The organism is Pseudomonas sp. HN2, from assembly GCF_020736465.1.
In the GTDB taxonomy this organism is placed as follows: Bacteria; Pseudomonadota; Gammaproteobacteria; order Pseudomonadales; family Pseudomonadaceae; genus Aquipseudomonas; species Aquipseudomonas moraviensis_A.
In genome coordinates this window covers 3,468,951-3,486,997 of the sequence record NZ_CP085885.1, presented here as the reverse complement: position 1 = coordinate 3,486,997, position 18,047 = coordinate 3,468,951, and the positions used below count along the sequence as shown (strand labels likewise).

Genomic DNA, 18,047 nt, shown 5'->3' with positions numbered 1-18,047 from the left:
CGGCTTGAGAAAGGTGAGTTTACTGGCAAGATCAAAAGATCGCAGCCTTCGGCAGCTCCTGCACAGAATCCGTAGGAGCTGCCGAAGGCTGCGATCTTTGGCGTGTTACTTCGGATAAAGCGGCGGCAAGCCACTCTCACTCACCGGATCCTGCACTCGCTCCGCCGCTGGAATAGTGCGAATCGCCCGCCACAAATCCTCGCCCTGCCAATGCTGTCCGGTCTCGCTGTACAGCGCGCCGTTCAACCCGTCCAACGCATCCGACAACGGCACGAACCGCGCGGCCATGTCTGCCAGTGTCTCCGGTTGTTGCCGCGCCCAGGCATCCAGTGCCTGGCGGGTGGCGTGGGGGTCGTTGGCCTGGCTGGCGCGTTTGATGTCGTCGAGCAGGGTGCGCGGGCTCGGGCCGGCCTGCGCGGCGCGGTGGACTGCCGGTTGCCAGCGGGCGCGCCACCAGAGGCCGAAGCCGAGCAGGGTGGTGCAGGCGAGGATCAGGGTGCTGAGTTTCCACCACCACAGGGTGTCGTTGTCGGGCGTGCTCGGTTGCAGGGTGCCGGCCGGGGTGTCGATTTGCAGGCTGGGGTTGTTCGCCACTTGCAGGGTGCGCGCGGGCAGGCTGCTGTGTTCGAGGTGGTCTTCGAAGGTGTTCCACCAGACCACGTCGACGGTTGGCAGGTCGATCGCGCCGCTGCGGCTTGGCACCAGGGCTTCGCGCTCTTCGCGGCTGCCGATGATGCCGCGGTCGCTGCTCTGGTTGCTCAGCACCGGTTGATCGGGGTAACGGCGCAGGCCGTTGACGTCGGTGGCGGGCAGGGCGGGCAGCTGCGAGCTGGCGAGGCCTTCGACTTTCAGGGTCAGGCTGCGGGTCAGGGAATCGCCAACCTGGGTGTGATCCGGTTCCGGGCTCCAGCTTTCGCTGAGGCTGAGACTGCGTGCCGGCAACCATGGTGCGTCGACCGGGTAGGTCAGCGGTTTCGGTTTGACCGTCAACGGGATCGACGCAGAGCTGACGCGCATCAATTTGCCGGGCTTCGGCCCCGAGGCGTCTGCTGATGGCGCGGTATCGACCAATGTGGCGCTGAAGGTCTGCGGGGCGATTGTCAGCAGGCCGCTGTGTTGCGGGTAGATCGCGTAGCGCATCTCGATCACGCCGTGGCGCAGGCCGTTGATGTCTTTCTCGTAGGTGCGGGTGTCGCCGAGCTGTTCGATGCGCGCATCGGCGATTTGCAGCGGGCTCAGGCTGCTGTCGTCGTACAGCGAGACTGAATGATAGATGCGCAGGGTCAGGATGGCCTGGGCCTGTACATAGACGCTGGTCTGATCGAGGCTGGCTTCGATGAACACCGGATCGAGGCTGTTCTTGTCTTCGCGGTGATCGCTGGCAAACACCTGCACGGTGATTGGCTGGCTTTGCGCTTCGCCCAGTTGCAGCGGCGGAATAGTTACGCTGCCGTTCTCTTTCGGCAGCAGGGTGATGATCCAGCGCGTGGTCGCACGGGTGTCGCCGTTGAGCGTGTTGAGCTGGTTGACCTGACGCGTGCCGCGCACTTCGAACAGCGCTTCCAGCGCCGACAGGTCCGGCTTGCCGAACTGGGTGACGTCATCAGTTTCGAGGGTGAGCTCGACCGTCTCGCCGGAGTTCAGGCGACTGCGATCCACGCTGGCGGTCAGCTCGGCCGCCTGAGCGGTAAACGTGCTGATCAGCAGGGGCAGCAAGAGAGCGGTGAAGCGGGTCATCGAATGTTTTCCTGATCCTGATGTTGTTGCTGTTCGTACCAGAATTTGCGCCTGAGCAGTTCGCCCGGGTCGTCCGGGATCTTGCCCAGCCATTGCTCGAGCGCCTGACGCTGTTCGCCTTCGAGATTGTTCTCGCTCGGGCGCAGGGTCGGCACCGTGTCGGTTTCCTCTTCCTCGTTGCTGCCGGGTATTTCGTTGGGGCCTGGCAGCGGCGGGGCGGTCGGAGGTGGTTCGCTGGCGGACTCGGCCGGTTGCGCCTCGCTCTGGGTTTCGCTGGTCACCGCCGGAGGGGGCGCGGTGGTCGGCGAGGGCTCATCGCCGGGCAGACTTTGTTGGTTCGGCTGGTTATCCGGTTCGGTCGGCGGCGGGGCGTTTTTCTGCTTCAGCAGGTTTTCCACCAACGCCTTGTTGGTCTGCGCCGGACGCAGATCCGCTTGCAGCTCCAGCGCCTGTTCGTAGGCGTCGATTGCTGCTTCCAGCTCACCGCTTTTTGCCAGGGCGTTGCCACGATTGTAGTGGGCGCGGGCATCGCTGCCCTCGGCAAAGCGCTGAGCGGCGCCACTGTAGTCGCCGGCCTCGTACAACGCCACCCCTTGCCACTGATGATCATCGAAATGCTGCGCGGCCTCGGCCGGGCGTTTCTGCTTGAGCAGGTGCAAACCCTGCTGGTCAGGGCGCAGCCACAAGTCTTCGAAGTCGAAAGCGTAGCTCGGTTGCGGCAGGCACCACAGCAGCGGCAGGCAGAACAGCCAGCCGCGACGCCCGGCACAGGCCGCCAGCAACAGCAGCGGCAACAGCAGCCAGTAACCCTGATCGGCCCAGGTGTCGAGGCGCACGGTCTGGCCATCGTCACGCAGGCTGCGCGGGCCGTTGAGCAGGCCAAGGGCGCCGAGATCAGCCTCGTCGAGTCGCGCCGGGTGATACTCGCCGCCCACGCTGTTGAGGAAAGTCGCCAGGCCCGGGCTGTCGAGTTGCGGCACGCGGATCGCGCCTTGTTCGTCCTTGAGGAAACTGCCGTCCTCCTGGGCAATCGGCGCGCCTTCGGCGGTGCCGATCCCGAGCATCAGCAGTTGCGTCGACTCGCCATTGAGCGCACGGCGAATACCGCGCCGTTCCTCCTCATTGAGCGACGAACCGATCAACAGAATCCGTCCCTCACCCAGCGCACCTTGCTTGAGCAAGGCCAGTGCCTTGCCCACCGCCAGATCGGCGCGATGACCGCTCTGCGGCATCAGCGAAGGCTTGAGTGCATCGAGCAGATTACGGCTGGTCGCCAGATCATCCGACAGCGGCACCAGCGTGTGCGCGCTGCCGGCATAAACCACGATGGCAGTCTGCGCATCGCTGCGCGCCTGCAACAGGTCGAACAGCTTGCGCCGCGCCTGCTCCAGACGTGTTGGTGGCGAGTCGGTGGCGAGCATCTCTGGCGTCAGTTCGAGCACCACCACCAGCGGATCGGCGGGTTTCTGGCTGGTCTGTTCGACGCGCTCCCAGCTCGGCCCGAGCAAGGCCAGAATGGTCAGCAACCACGCCACGCCGAGAGCGATCCACGGCAATTTGCTCTGGCGCCCGCTGCCACCACTGAGCAGGACCCCGTGAAACGCTGGTGGCAGAATCATCTGCCAGCGACCGGCGCGCTTCTGCCGGTGCCAGAGTTGCCAGAGCAGCCAGCCGAGCAACGGCAACAGCAACAGCCACCAGGGGCGGAACCAGTGCGGCCAGAGCGCGATCATCGGCGCCTCCGCAGACGCAAACGTTGCAGGCGCTCACGCCAGTCCGGCAACGGACTTTGCAAATACAGTTGCTTGCTGAACAGGCGTTGCAGCGGGTTGTCCGGCCACAATTCGCGAACCACCAGCAACAGGCTCAACCACAGCGCCAACGCCAGCGGCCAGTGATACAAGGCCTGCGCCGGGCGTGCCTGAGTCGGTTGCTGGGTCACCGGCTCGAGCTGGTCGAGGGTGTCCTTGATCGCCTGCAGCTCTTTGCCGTCGTGGGCGCGGAAGTACTGGCCGCCGGTGACTTCGGCGATGGCCTTGAGCGCCGGTTCATCCAGGTCAAGGCTCGGATTGACCCCGAGCAGCCCCGTCGAGCCGCTGTCCTCGGGATCGGCGCCGATGCCGATCGGATAGATTCTGACGCCTTCGCTGGCTGCCAGTTTCGCAGCGGTCAGGGGATTGATTTCGCCGCCATTGTTGGCGCCGTCGGTGACCAGAATCAGCACGCGACTTTGCGCCGGACGCAGACGCAGGCGTTTCAAGGCCAGGCCGATGGCATCGCCGATCGCGGTGTTCTTGCCGGCGATACCGATCCGCGCCTCGTCGAGCCACACTCGCACGGTGCGTCGGTCAAAGGTCAGCGGCGCTTGCAGGTAGGCCTGACTGCCAAACAGGATCAATCCGACGCGGTCGCCATCGCGGCTTTCAAGGAAATCGCCGAGCAAATGCTGCACCAGCGACAGGCGACTGACTTCTTCGTCCTGCCACTGCATGTCGGGGAAATCCATCGAGCCGGAGACGTCCACTGCCACCAGCAGATCACGGCCACTGGCGGCAATCGGCAGCGGTTCGCCGAGCCATTGCGGGCGGGCGGCGGCGATCAGCAGGATCAGCCACAGCAAGATAAACGGCGCCTGCTGCCGCCACGCCGGCAAGTTGGCGCGGGCACGGCGGCGGGCGAGGCCTTCGAGGTCGGCGAGGAAACTGACTTTCAGCGCCGGCTCGCCGCTGTCGGCCACCGGCAGGGCCAGACGCATCAACCACGGTAGCGGCAGCAGCGCAAAGATCCACGGCCAGGCGAACTCAAACATGTTTGCGAATCCACGTGTCGACGGCCTGGGTCAGGCCGGCGATGGCTTTGTCGTCGAGTTTGCATTCCGGTTTGTACGCGCCTTCGACCAGCACCATCCAGCGCGTCAGGCCGGCAGCGGGGCAGCGGTTGTCGAGGAAGGCCAGCCATTTGCGCCCGTTGAGGGTGTGGCTCTGGCTGTACGGATAGTGGTTGCGGCACAGGCGTTTGAGCAGGCCGTTGAGTTGTTGCAGCCAGGCGCCGGCCGGGGCGCCGTCGTAAGGCTTGGGCATTTGCGCCAATTCCGCGAGGGCGGCGATGCGCACTGGGTCCAGCGGTTGCTCGGCGCGCACCACCGGGCGTTTCTTCATCGGAATGAAACGGCGCAGCTTCCACACGGCGAAACCCAGCAGCGGCAACAGCAGAAGCAGCAGCCACCAGCCCGGCGCCGGCGGCCAGAAGGCAATCGGCGGCGGTGAGATCAGCGGTTGCAGTTGCTCGAGGCCGTTCATCGACCTTTCCCCGGACGCTGCGGGTTCAAGAACTCGCGCATCTGCTCGACCATTTCGCTCTGCGTGCTCAACGGCATCAGCAACACCCGCAGCTTTTGCGCGAGCAATTCCCAGCGAGCGATGCGCGCTTCGGCCTGGGCGCGGTAGGTCTGGCGCAGGTCAAAGTTCAGCGTGTCGATCTCCAACTGCGCCCCACGTTCGGCGAAGCGCAGCAGGCCGGCGGCGGGCAAGGCGTGATCGAGTGGATCGGAGAGCGGCAACATCAGCAGATCGCAATGCCGCGCCAGCAGGCTCAGTTGCTGCTCGGCGCTATCGGACAACGCGCGCTCATCACAAATGACGATGGCCAGACTGCCCGGCCGCAGCACTTCCCGCGCGCGGCGCAGGGCCACGCCGAAGGCATCGCGGTCCGGCTCGCGTTCGCTGTGCAGCGATTGATTGACCTTGACCAGACGATTGAGCAATTGCAGCAGGCTCTGCTTGCTGCGCCGCGGCTTGATTTCGTAGTGCTCGTTGTCGCCGAACACCAGCCCGCCGACGCGATCGTTGTGCCCCAGCGCGGCCCAGCCAATCAACGCCGCGACTTGTGCCGCCAGCACCGACTTGAACATCAGCCCCGAACCGAAAAACAGCCGCGTGCTCTGTTCCACCATGATGAAAATCGGCCGCTCGCGCTCCTCATGGAACAGCTTGGTGTGCGGCTCCTGGGTGCGCGCGGTGACGCGCCAGTCGATGGTGCGCACATCGTCGCCGGCCTGATACACCCGCACCTGATCGAAGTCGACGCCACGGCCACGAAATTTCGAGTGATGCAGGCCGATCAACGGGCTGCGCTGACTCGGCGTGGAAAACAGTTGCACCTCGCGCACGCGGTGACGCATCTCGATCAGCTCGGCGAGGCTGATGCGGATACCGGGTTCGGGGGGCAGGGCAGCGTTCATGGGGGTCAAGCGACGGCGACGACGTCGAGAATCCGCTGCACCACGCGGTCCTGATCGATGCCAGCGGCTTCGGCTTCGAACGACAGAATGATGCGGTGACGCAACACGTCGAACAGCACGGCCTGAATGTCTTCCGGGCTTACGAAGTCGCGACCGGCCAGCCAGGCGTGGGCGCGGGCGCAGCGATCCAGCGCGATCGAACCGCGCGGGCTGGCGCCATAGGCGATCCACTCGGCCATTTCCGGGTCGAACTTGGCCGGGTTGCGCGTGGCCATGACCAGTTGCACCAGGTATTCCTCCACGGCGTCGGCCATGTACAAACCGAGGATTTCCTTGCGCGCGGCGAAGATCGCCTGCTGGCTGACCCGACGCTCGGGCTTGGTCTCACCGTTCAACGCCTCGCCACGGGCCTGCTGGAGGATTCGGCGTTCGACGGCGGCGTCGGGGAAGCCGATCTTGACGTGCATGAGGAAACGATCGAGCTGGGCTTCCGGCAGCGGGTAGGTACCTTCCTGTTCGATCGGGTTCTGCGTCGCCATCACCAGGAACAGCGGCGACAGTTCATAAGTGCTGCGCCCGACGCTGACCTGACGCTCGGCCATCGCTTCGAGCAGGGCCGATTGCACCTTGGCCGGCGCGCGGTTGATTTCGTCCGCCAGCACGAGGTTGTGGAAGATCGGCCCTTGCTGGAACACGAAGCTGCCGGTTTCCGGGCGATAGATCTCGGTGCCGGTGATGTCGGCCGGCAGCAGGTCGGGGGTGAACTGAATACGATGGAACTGGGCTTCGATGCCCTCGGCGAGTTCTTTGATCGCTTTGGTCTTGGCCAGACCGGGAGCACCCTCGACCAGCATGTGGCCGTCGGCGAGCAGGGCGATGAGCAAGCGCTCGATGAGTTTTTCCTGGCCGAGAATCTGCGTTGAAAGAAAGGTTCGCAGCGCCAGCAGCGCTTCACGATGTTCCATCGGTGACTGTTCCTGGAAAAGGAGTGGCCGGGGCGTTCGGATAACGCCGGGGCTGGGGGCGTTACTTTAATCCATCGCGGGGGGCGGCGACTAACGGCATTTGCGCGATTTGTCAGTATCGGCCCTCGTTTGCACTGTGTGGGGCCGTTTCTGGACGTTTTTGCGATTCAGGTCTGCGTGTGCAAGCTGTGCAATATGACCTTGATGGCGGGGCGCTCAAGCAGTTCGAACCATTTGCCTTCATCAACGATGGCGCCTTGCTGCATGACGAGCACGCGGTCAAAACGATGGAGATGTTCAACATCATGGGTGACACATATAAAGCCCTGTCCAGCGAATGTCTTGAATAGCAAATCCCACACTGGTGTGGCGAGTTTCGGTTCAATCGAAGCACTCGGCTCATCAAACAGATTGAATTTGCCCGGTCGATTCAGGAGTCGCAGCAACGAAAGCCGCTTCGCTTCACCTCCGGAGATATTGGTGGCGTTTTCAGCGATGTGACCTCGGCCAATGATTTCATCAAGCTGGAGGCATTGAATTGCCTCGTTCAATGTCTTCGACCGCTCAACACCGAAAAGTACGGACTGTTCAAAACTTCCTTCCAGGAACTGCGGAGACTGGGGGCTGTAACGCACCGTTTCCAGATGAGCGCGAGCATTTAAGCGATCTATGCATAGCTCGTCGATGAACAGCCGAGGCCGCACCGAAAAATCCAGTCCTGCCAGCGCTTCGAGTAACGTGGATTTGCCAGCGCCGCTGGGCCCGATGATCGCGACGGATTGGCCCTGTCGGAAGCTGATCTGGCGGGCAATTGATAGCCGCGCAACGCCGTTATGGGTGATCTCGCAGGGCTCGAGCCGTAATGTTGATAGGTTATGCAACGCATCAGAGTAATTGCGGCGATCGTTATCGAAGTCACCAGTTGCAAGTAATTCTTTGAGTCGCCGTTGATCAGCCGAGAATTGATCCAGCACCCGATAGCCTTCGGTCAGCGCCGATACATTCAACAGGAACGTACCAGCAATAGAGAAAATGGCCACCAACTGACCGACGCTTATACTTGCTTGTCCGGACGTCTGATCCATGACTCCCCAAGCCAACAAACCGCCGGTGGACAGGCTGATAAACAAAATCTTCGCCGCGCTCAACAGTCCGCCCGAGCCTGCTACGGTCACCGCAGCATTGGCGTAGCGCTCAAACGCTCGGTTCAAGGGTTGCAGGGCCGTGCGTTCGGCGCGTTCCAGTTTTATCGATTTACCAGCCCTCAAAGTATTGACCAAGGTTGCACTCAGCTCATCCTCCTGGTCATTAACAGCATCGATGTGTTTTCTGCGCCATCGAATGATCCGGTGAGTTGCATAGAGATAACAGCCACCGAGGCCTGCTAGCGCGCAGAAAACCCAGGCTCCGCCCATATACCAGAATGCGCCGGCCACAATAAGAAATTCCAGACACAGGGGAAAACCCGTAGTGACGAAGAACATCAGCAACTGTTCGTGGGCAGTGATTCCGCGCTCGACCGACTTGATGAACTGTCCTATTCGCCACGTGCCGAACTGGGAAAAGTCCTTGCCCATCAACCGCGCCATCCAATTGATGGAAGCATCCATGACAATTCGCTGGACGAGCTTTGAGAGCAGCAGCGTTTGCAGGGGGGTGGTCATCGACTGAATGCAACCGGCCAGCGTAAAAGCTGCGGTGAAAAAAAGCAGCGTACGCAGCGTTGTGTGATCGGCATCGTTTAGTGAATCGACGATCTTGCCCAACAACAAAGGAGGGGCCAGGGCCAGGATTTTCAGGGTGATGGTTGCGCCTATTGTCATCACCAGCAGGAGTCGATGTTTCTCGCAGGCTGTTCTTATAAATGTATGCATGAGTGTGCCTGTGGTCGTTTTGAATCACGCCGTTGGCGAACTCCTGGTGCCGAGCAAAATGTGCTGAGGAGCTACGGGTTGGCCATTTCTGATTATGTTGAATCGTTCGAGACCCGGGATATAAGTCTGGATAACTACGTTGGTCCCGGGATACTCCATGACTGTTCTGAAAAATAGGACTTTGTTCATGCCGCTCAGGTTTTTTCGGAGCAAGGCAAGTTGTTCAGGAACAGAGAGTGCAGGTAGGTTTTTTGAGGGTGCCAGGGTATTGAGTTTCAAGTTTTTAACAGGTGCGAAGTCTATCAGCTGTTTCAGTTTCTCGGATTGACAAAGCACATCAAGTACCTTTCGGTCCGCGATTTCATCGTTGGCGTCGTATAAGGCGTTTGATTGGAACTGCTCCGTTACCGCTCTTTGGATGGCGATAAATATGTCCAAAGAACAGCCGGAGCCGATTGCGGATATATGTCGGTCGCCGGGGCCGGTTCGTGGGAATGCAACTGCCAGATAAACTTCTGACTCGTCTTTGATAATGATGATCTGCAAAGCTTCGGCAGCCCGTAGCGCGTATGAGTTGTTGAACAGGGCTTGCGCAAGCAGGGGCGCCGATGGTGAGTAGAGATCGATCGGAGGTATCAGTCTGCAGACGGCCATGAAAAACCGGGACAACAGGTGTCGCTCAATCAGTTCCAGGGTACCGTGCAGCAGTGCTTCTGATTTCGTGCAGCCGAAAGCAGTTCCTGAGTTAGAGGCGTAGCGATTTAAAAAGCGCGTCGGTTGACTCGTTGTTTTACGTTCATCTTTGACCGGATACAGCAGGGCGCATGGCACAAAAAGCCCGGCGCAGCCGTCGAGTGCTGCAAGCTGCAGACACTGTAGAGGCTCGATGTTTTTTTGCAGACTTGTGAAAATGCCGTCCGACTCGACCCCGTTCTGCGAAGCGATGTCACTGCAACCAAGCGTTCTGCAAAATGGCGGCTCGGCGTGAAACATCGCGTAGTGCTCAAGGCTTTCAGCAAGTGCACCTACAAGCGCGTCGGGACCTTTGCCTGCGCCTGATTCAATCAGCGTGTTGTATTCGTTATAAAGTTCGGCAGTAGCGACCAGATTACCGTCATCGACATAGCGCACTCGCGCTCTCAAACCCAGTGTCTGGATAACATTGTTTATTCGGACAAACGCTTCGCTGGATGAAATCTCACGCTCTGACATGGTGAGCCTCGTGGGCTTGAATGCCGAAAGATCGACTTTCGGCATTTTCAGGATTGGCTGATCGGGAGGCCGAGTCAGCGGGTCAGGGAGGCGAAGAAGTCCAGTTCCGTCGCCAGGAAACCTTCAAAGTGGCCCGAGCCATAAGGCAAATCATCGAAGGTGTTTATTTCAGAACGTTTTCTACCCATTACATATGACTCCATTGAATATCACGTTGTCGGCACTTTTTTGTGCGCCGAGCTTGCATGTTTTTTTGCAAGCGCAACGAGTAATAACAAGGGAGGGTTGGGCCCGCAATCAGACGGCTTCCGATGATTGCGTAGGACGCTTCTTGAGGAGTAGTAGGATCGAACTTCGTGCTGTTAAACACAGCGGCGTTCTATGCAGGAAATTAGCGCGAATTATGGTTTGCAGGTGTTTAGAGCTTGTAGAGGTATCGATCAGCGTGTAATTAATGACGATGGCATAAGGGGCGATCAAATGCCGTCGTCATTTATCTTGCCATGTGAGCCGAGCTGGTTATTCCAGATTAATTACAAAAGTCCCGGTCCCATCGAGAATATTCGTCAAAGTCTCGACAACCTCATCCATATCCACCATATCCGGGTTGAACGCGATCTCCAGCACATCATCCCCATTCAACGCATCGGCATCCGCCGCAGCGATCTCGATCTTCAGCAGTTTCGAAGTCAGCGTGACCTTGACCCCGTCCAGCGTCGAAGGCTCTCCGTCCAGGGTGATCTCCAGCTCATCCTCATCCGGATAGCGGCTCATCAGGAACATCTCCCCCTTGTCGCTGTGGCAGCACAGCATGGCCATGTTGTCTTCTTCGTCGTCGCACGGGTTGACGATCAGTAGGGCGGTGGTCATTTGCATGGGGAAAATCCTGGGCAGTGGCGGCGTTAAACCTGTTCGAAGGCGCGATTTTGCCAGTCTCTGCTCATTCGCGCTGCCTGCATCGGCAAAAAGTGGCAAAGCAGGACATTTCCGTCGCCCACTTCCGAGTAGCGAGAAGGGGAAATCCGACGTCAGCGTAAGGCAATTACCGGGTGCGCAAAATCCGGCCGTAATTGCGATTTTTCGCTTGTGATAGCCACCTTTTTATCGGTAGTTTCGCCGCTCTTGCGCAATGGAGTGCGTTACCCAAACCCCAAAAAGGACCTTTGCCATGACCCAATATTTTGAACGCGCCGAAGAAATCCGCCATCTGTCCGATGAGCAGATCGAGGAGATCTACAAGCGCTATCTGGAAGGCGAGAAAACTGCACAACTGATGGAGGAGTTCCAGATTCCTTCTACGGTGCGCAGTCTGCTCAGGGTTCTGCCACCGATTGTCAGTGCAGACCTCACCTGCCCCTATTGCGAATTGCCGATGTGGGTGCGCCGACACGCCAGAGGCACGCCGCTTTCGCTGCGCAGTACCTTCAAATGCGTACGCTGTGAACACCAGCACAGCGTGACCGCCGCCAATAGCCGCCACACCACATGCAACTGCAAGGAATGCTTCAAGTTGCGCCAGCAGCAACTGGCGGCCCGGGCCGCGCGGAACCGTTTGGAGCTGGAGGCGCGATATGCCGCGCGAAAACCTGCAGTGCCTTACGCCAATCTGGGGTTTGTGCAGAAGTTGACGTTGCTCGCCTTGCTGGATGACGGCTACGGCGCCAACGTTGAATGGATTGCGCCGCTGAATGCGCCATCCAGAGAGGAACTGCTCACCCAGACTTATGAGGCCCGAGAAGAGTTGCTCAAAAGCCTGCATGAAGCCGGGGTGCTGGCGGTTTCCACCGATTCCGACATCAACGCGTTCGATCGCAGTGAGGGCTGCAGCATTCGCGAGTACAGCGCGGTGCGTTGGCTGCCCAACGTCACGCTCGACGGCGCCGCGCGCAGTACCCGAGAGAACCTGTACCTGATGCTGTATCAGGAGTTGTCAGGCAGCGTACAAGCTGCCTGGAAAAGCGAAATCTATTCGCTGGTTTTCAGTCTGGCCCGCGAAGAGTCCATTCAATACATCCGTGTGTTGGCCCATGAAGTGGACTTCGCCTTCACGGCCGAAGCCCGCGCCGAGGAGGTGGTCGGGCAGTTGCTGCAAGACTTTTCGGTCAGCCAGCTCTATTACTTCGCCCGGCTGGCAGTGAGAAACGCCGCGCATTTCTATGCCACCGGCAATTCCAAAGGGCGCAGTCACGCCTCCAACACCATTCCACGCAACATGCTGGGCACGGCGCAGGACGCGCTGGCGCGCAACTGGCGCAAGAATGCCCATCGCGATGCGCGGGTGCCGCAAACGGCCTTGCAGCGGTTGCTTTACGACGTCGTGCTCAAGGACAGTGGCGCCGGGTTTTCCAAATCGCCGGGCATGTACTGGCGCGACGAACTGGTCCCGCAATTCTTCAGCGCCGTAGCGTTCGACAGCGACTTGCTCAGCCATCTGCGCCTGTTCTGTCGCGAATGTGATTCGAGCAACATCGACGCCAGCATGGACAAGCAGATCCTGCGAACGATGTGCTACGACTGCGCCACGGTGAGCAAATTCAGAGCCTTTGAGGAGCTGCCGGACTGATCCGTGTCAACCGCTGGCGCTGAACCGGATGCCACGCTCAGGGTCGATAAAGGGGCCTTGGGCGTTTTCGTTTCCGGATATGTAACGTTCCGGGCGACCGTACTGTCACGAAAGTCCCGTGAAACCGGGGTTTCGAACCTGCGTTTCAGTCCACGCCTGCTAGTGTTGAAGCAGGCGAAACCCTGCATTTACGTGCCAATGACCGAATATGTCGCAGCACCGCAAGCAGACACATTGTCGCACCCATTAAGCTGCGCAACGGATGAGCACCCGTAAAGGCATTGCTGGCGGCGCTGGCAGTCGCTTTTGCAGATGCTCATTCATGGAAGGTGAATGTGACCTGAGTGTCCCGTCCAGCTTCACCCACCTGTCTCCCTGTTTCCTCTGCCCGAGAATCAGGAACAGGGCGACACGAGGCCCGAAAGGGCTGTTGCACGCGACGCTTTCCATCAATAACAAGCTTAAGCGGAGTACCACAGATGGCGTTCTTCACCGCAGCCAGCAAAGCCGACTTCCAGCACCAACTGCAAGCGGCACTGGCGCAGCACATCAGTGAACAGGCACTGCCACAAGTGGCGCTGTTCGCTGAACAATTCTTCGGCATCATTTCCCTGGACGAGCTGACTCAACGTCGCCTCTCCGACCTCGCTGGCTGTACTCTCTCTGCGTGGCGCCTGCTTGAGCGCTTCGATCACGCGCAACCGCAAGTGCGTGTCTACAACCCTGATTACGAACGCCACGGCTGGCAGTCGACCCACACCGCGGTCGAAGTGCTGCACCACGACCTGCCATTTCTGGTCGACTCGGTGCGCACCGAGCTGAACCGTCGCGGCTACAGCATTCACACCCTGCAGACCACCGTGCTCAGCGTGCGTCGTGGCAGCAAGGGCGAATTGCTGGAAATCCTGCCAAAAGGCAGCACCGGCGAAGGCGTGCTGCACGAATCGCTGATGTACCTGGAAATCGACCGTTGCGCCAACGCGGCCGAGCTCAATGTGCTGAGCAAAGAGCTTGAGCAGGTGCTCGGTGAAGTGCGCGTCGCCGTTGCTGACTTCGAGCCGATGAAAGCCAAGGTGCAGGACATCCTCACCCGTCTCGACAACAGCGCTTATCCGGTTGATGCCGACGAGAAGAACGAAGTCAAAAGCTTCCTGGAATGGCTGGTGGGCAACCACTTCACCTTCCTCGGCTACGAAGAGTTCGTGGTCACCGATCAGGCCGATGGCGGCCACATCGAGTACGACCAGAACTCCTTCCTCGGCCTGACCAAACTGCTGCGCACCGGCCTGACCTACGAAGACCTGCGCATCGAAGACTACGCCGTCGCCTACCTGCGCGAACCGACCCTGCTGTCGTTCGCCAAGGCTGCGCACCCGAGCCGTGTACACCGTCCAGCCTACCCGGACTACGTGTCGATCCGTGAAATCGACGCCGACGGCAAAGTCATCAAGGAACACCGCTTCATGGGCCTGTACACCTCTTCGGTGTATGGCGAGAGCGTGCGGGTCATCCCGTTCATCCGCCGCAAGGTCGAAGAAATCGAGCGCCGCTCGGGCTTCCAGTCCAAGGCTCACCTGGGCAAGGAACTGGCGCAGGTGCTCGAAGTGCTGCCGCGTGACGACCTGTTCCAGACCCCGGTCGACGAACTGTTCACCACCGTGATGTCGATCGTGCAGATTCAGGAACGCAACAAGATCCGCGTGTTCCTGCGCAAAGACCCGTACGGTCGCTTCTGCTACTGCCTGGCCTATGTGCCGCGCGACATCTATTCCACCGAAGTCCGCCAGAAGATCCAGCAAGTGCTGATGGAGCGCTTGAAAGCCTCTGACTGCGAATTCTGGACGTTCTTCTCCGAGTCGGTTCTGGCCCGCGTGCAGCTGATTCTGCGCGTCGATCCGAAGAACCGCCTCGACATCGACCCGGTGCTGCTGGAAAAAGAAGTGGTCCAGGCCTGCCGCAGCTGGCAGGACGACTACGCCGCACTGACCGTCGAAAGCTTCGGCGAAGCCCACGGCACCAACGTGCTGGCCGACTTCCCGAAAGGCTTCCCGGCCGGTTACCGCGAGCGTTTTGCCGCGCATTCGGCCGTGGTCGACATGCAGCACCTGCTGAGCCTCAACGAAAAAAATCCGCTGGTGATGAGCTTCTACCAGCCGCTGGGCCAGGTTTCCGGCCAGCGCGAGCTGCATTGCAAGCTGTATCACGCCGACACGCCGCTGGCGCTGTCCGACGTCCTGCCGATTCTGGAAAACCTCGGCCTGCGCGTACTGGGTGAATTCCCGTATCGCCTGCGCCACACCAACGGCCGCGAATTCTGGATTCACGATTTCGCCTTCACCGCCGCCGAAGGTCTGGACCTCGACATCCAGCAGCTCAACGACACCCTGCAGGACGCGTTCGTGCACATCGTGCGTGGCGATGCCGAGAACGATGCGTTCAACCGTCTGGTGCTGACCGCCGGTCTGCCATGGCGCGACGTTGCGCTGCTGCGTGCCTACGCCCGTTACCTGAAGCAGATTCGTCTGGGCTTCGACCTGGGTTACATCGCCAGCACGTTGAACAACCACACTGACATCGCCCGCGAACTGACCCGGTTGTTCAAGACCCGTTTCTACCTGGCGCGCAAACTCGGCAGCGATGATCTGGAAGACAAGCAGCTGCGTCTGGAACAAGCGATTCTGACCGCACTGGACGATGTTCAGGTGCTCAACGAAGACCGCATCCTGCGTCGTTACCTCGACCTGATCAAAGCCACCCTGCGCACCAACTTCTACCAGACGGATGCCAACGGCCAGAACAAGTCGTACTTCAGCTTCAAGTTCAACCCGCATGCGATCCCGGAACTGCCGAAGCCAGTGCCGAAGTTCGAAATCTTCGTCTACTCGCCACGCGTCGAAGGCGTGCACCTGCGCTTCGGCAACGTCGCTCGCGGCGGTCTGCGCTGGTCCGATCGTGAAGAAGACTTCCGTACCGAAGTGCTCGGCCTGGTAAAAGCCCAGCAAGTGAAGAACTCGGTCATCGTGCCAGTGGGCGCGAAGGGCGGCTTCCTGCCGCGTCGCCTGCCACTGGGCGGCAGCCGTGACGAGATCGCGGCCGAGGGCATCGCCTGCTACCGCATCTTCATTTCCGGCCTGCTGGACATCACCGACAACCTCAAGGACGGCGCACTGGTGCCGCCGGTCAATGTCGTGCGTCATGACGACGATGACCCGTACCTGGTGGTCGCGGCGGACAAGGGCACTGCAACCTTCTCCGATATCGCCAACGGCATCGCCATCGACTACGGCTTCTGGCTGGGTGACGCGTTTGCGTCCGGTGGTTCAGCCGGTTACGACCACAAGAAAATGGGCATCACCGCCAAGGGCGCGTGGGTCGGCGTACAGCGCCACTTCCGCGAGCGCGGCATCAATGTTCAGGAAGACAGCATCACCGTGGTGGGCGTCGGCGACATGGCCGGCGACGTGTTCGGTAACGGCCTGTTGATGTCCGACAAGCTGCAACTGGTGGCCGCGTTCAACCACATGCACATCTTCATCGACCCGAACCCGAACCCGGCGACCAGCTTCGTCGAGCGTCAGCGTCTGTTCGACCTGCCGCGTTCGGCCTGGACCGACTACGACACCAGCATCATGTCCGAGGGTGGCGGTATCTTCTCGCGCAGCGCGAAGAGCATCGCGATCTCGCCGCAGATGAAAGAACGCTTCGACATCCAGGCTGACAAGCTGACCCCGACCGAACTGCTCAATGCCTTGCTCAAGGCACCGGTGGATCTGTTGTGGAACGGCGGTATCGGCACCTACGTCAAGGCCAGCACCGAAAGCCACGCCGATGTCGGCGACAAGGCTAACGACGCGCTGCGCGTGAACGGCAACGAGCTGCGCTGCAAAGTCGTGGGCGAGGGCGGTAACCTCGGCATGACCCAACTGGGTCGTGTGGAATTCGGTCTCAATGGCGGCGGTTCCAACACCGACTTCATCGACAACGCCGGTGGCGTGGACTGCTCCGACCACGAAGTGAACATCAAGATCCTGCTGAACGAAGTGGTTCAGGCCGGTGACATGACCGACAAGCAACGCAATCAGTTGCTGGCGAGCATGACCGACGAAGTCGGCAATCTGGTGCTGGGCAACAACTACAAGCAGACTCAGGCCCTGTCCTTGGCGGCGCGCCGTGCCTACGCGCGCATCGCTGAGTACAAGCGTCTGATGAGCGATCTCGAGGGCCGTGGCAAGCTGGATCGCGCCATCGAGTTCCTGCCGACCGAAGAGCAACTGACCGAGCGCGTCGCGGAGGGCCACGGCCTGACTCGTCCTGAGCTGTCGGTGCTGATTTCCTACAGCAAGATCGACTTGAAAGAGCAGCTGTTGGGCTCGCTGGTGCCGGACGACGACTACCTGACCCGCGATATGGAAACGGCGTTCCCGCCGACCCTGGTCAGCAAGTTCTCCGAAGCCATGCGTCGTCACCGTCTGAAGCGCGAGATCGTCAGCACCCAGATCGCCAACGATCTGGTCAACCACATGGGCATCACCTTCGTGCAACGACTCAAAGAGTCGACCGGCATGAGCCCGGCGAACGTGGCGGGTGCTTACGTGATCGTGCGCGACATCTTCCACCTCCCGCACTGGTTCCGTCAGATCGAAGCGCTGGACTACCAGGTTTCCGCTGACGTGCAGCTGGAGCTGATGGACGAGTTGATGCGTCTGGGGCGCCGTGCCACCCGCTGGTTCCTGCGTGCCCGTCGCAACGAGCAGAACGCTGCCCGTGACGTCGCGCATTTCGGTCCGCACCTGAAAGAACTGGGCCTGAAACTCGACGAACTGCTCAGCGGCGAAATCCGCGAGAACTGGCAGTCGCGCTATCAGGCCTACGTCGAAGCCGGTGTGCCGGAACTGCTGGCGCGTATGGTGGCGGGCACTTCGCACCTGTACACGCTGCTGCCGATCATCGAGGCGGCCGACGTCACCGGGCAGAACCCGGCCGAAGTGGCCAAGGCCTACTTCGCCGTCGGCTCTGCGCTGGACATCACCTGGTACCTGCAACAGATCAGCGCGCTGCCGGTGGAAAACAACTGGCAGGCCCTGGCCCGTGAAGCGTTCCGTGATGACGTCGACTGGCAGCAACGGGCGATCACCATCTCCGTCCTGCAACAGGGCGACGGCTCCCAGGACGTGGAAGCACGCCTGGCACTGTGGATGGCCCAGCACGAAAGCATGATCGAGCGCTGGCGCGCCATGCTGGTGGAAATCCGCGCGGCTAGCGGCACGGACTACGCCATGTACGCAGTGGCCAACCGTGAACTGCTGGATCTGGCGTTGAGCGGGCAAGCGATCGTGCCTGCTGCCACCGCGAATGCCGAGCTTGAACTGGCGTAAGTAGTGGCTGAATGAAAAAGCCCCGCTCTCGAAAGAGGCGGGGCTTTTTCTTGTCCGTCATTCAGAACGCATCGGCGCAGC

The 18,047-nt window shown here is 60.4% G+C and carries 11 protein-coding genes; 2 read left to right on the top strand and 9 right to left on the bottom strand.

Translation table 11 applies throughout. The features are described 5' to 3' along the window. Positions 1 to 105 precede the first annotated feature (105 nt). From LIS66_RS15030 to LIS66_RS14990, 9 genes are all read right to left on the bottom strand, one after another. Positions 106 to 1,737: a BatD family protein gene (locus tag LIS66_RS15030; RefSeq protein WP_227972480.1), complete on the bottom strand. Its 1,632-nt coding sequence runs from the start codon at positions 1,735 to 1,737 to the stop codon at positions 106 to 108. Continuing rightward, the gene (locus LIS66_RS15025) at positions 1,734 to 3,470 is read right to left on the bottom strand and encodes a tetratricopeptide repeat protein (protein ID WP_227972479.1); all 1,737 of its coding nucleotides are present in this window, start codon (positions 3,468 to 3,470) and stop codon (positions 1,734 to 1,736) included. The genes LIS66_RS15030 and LIS66_RS15025 overlap by 4 nt, the downstream gene beginning before the upstream one ends. Beyond that, positions 3,467 to 4,546, bottom strand: coding sequence for a vWA domain-containing protein (locus LIS66_RS15020; RefSeq protein WP_227972478.1), 1,080 nt, complete (start codon positions 4,544 to 4,546; stop codon positions 3,467 to 3,469). The genes LIS66_RS15025 and LIS66_RS15020 overlap by 4 nt, the downstream gene beginning before the upstream one ends. Continuing rightward, entirely contained in the window at positions 4,539 to 5,036 is a 498-nt protein-coding gene (locus LIS66_RS15015; RefSeq protein ID WP_042606790.1) for a DUF4381 domain-containing protein, read from the bottom strand. Before LIS66_RS15015 ends, LIS66_RS15020 begins: the two co-directional genes overlap by 8 nt. Next, positions 5,033 to 5,977 (bottom strand): DUF58 domain-containing protein, encoded by a 945-nt coding sequence (locus tag LIS66_RS15010; RefSeq protein WP_065616205.1) that lies wholly within the window; start codon positions 5,975 to 5,977, stop codon positions 5,033 to 5,035. The genes LIS66_RS15015 and LIS66_RS15010 overlap by 4 nt, the downstream gene beginning before the upstream one ends. A 5-nt stretch (positions 5,978 to 5,982) precedes the next feature. Then, entirely contained in the window at positions 5,983 to 6,942 is a 960-nt protein-coding gene (locus LIS66_RS15005) for an AAA family ATPase (protein ID WP_007913915.1), read from the bottom strand. A 167-nt stretch (positions 6,943 to 7,109) separates the two neighbouring features. Then, positions 7,110 to 8,816 carry an ATP-binding cassette domain-containing protein gene (locus tag LIS66_RS15000; protein ID WP_064363428.1) on the bottom strand — a complete coding sequence of 569 codons (1,707 nt, stop codon included), beginning with the start codon at positions 8,814 to 8,816 and terminating at the stop codon, positions 7,110 to 7,112. A gap of 24 nt (positions 8,817 to 8,840) precedes the next feature. Then, positions 8,841 to 10,028 (bottom strand): YcaO-like family protein, encoded by a 1,188-nt coding sequence (locus tag LIS66_RS14995; protein WP_227972477.1) that lies wholly within the window; start codon positions 10,026 to 10,028, stop codon positions 8,841 to 8,843. Positions 10,029 to 10,547: 519 nt separating this feature from the next. After that, positions 10,548 to 10,904, bottom strand: coding sequence for a hypothetical protein (locus LIS66_RS14990; protein ID WP_227972476.1), 357 nt, complete (start codon positions 10,902 to 10,904; stop codon positions 10,548 to 10,550). A 292-nt stretch (positions 10,905 to 11,196) separates the two neighbouring features. On the opposite strand from LIS66_RS14990, the gene LIS66_RS14985 reads away from it, so the two are divergent. Next, positions 11,197 to 12,591, top strand: coding sequence for a hypothetical protein (locus LIS66_RS14985; protein ID WP_227972475.1), 1,395 nt, complete (start codon positions 11,197 to 11,199; stop codon positions 12,589 to 12,591). Positions 12,592 to 13,070: 479 nt separating this feature from the next. Continuing rightward, positions 13,071 to 17,966 (top strand): NAD-glutamate dehydrogenase, encoded by a 4,896-nt coding sequence (locus LIS66_RS14980; RefSeq protein WP_042606793.1) that lies wholly within the window; start codon positions 13,071 to 13,073, stop codon positions 17,964 to 17,966. Positions 17,967 to 18,047: the final 81 nt, after the last annotated feature.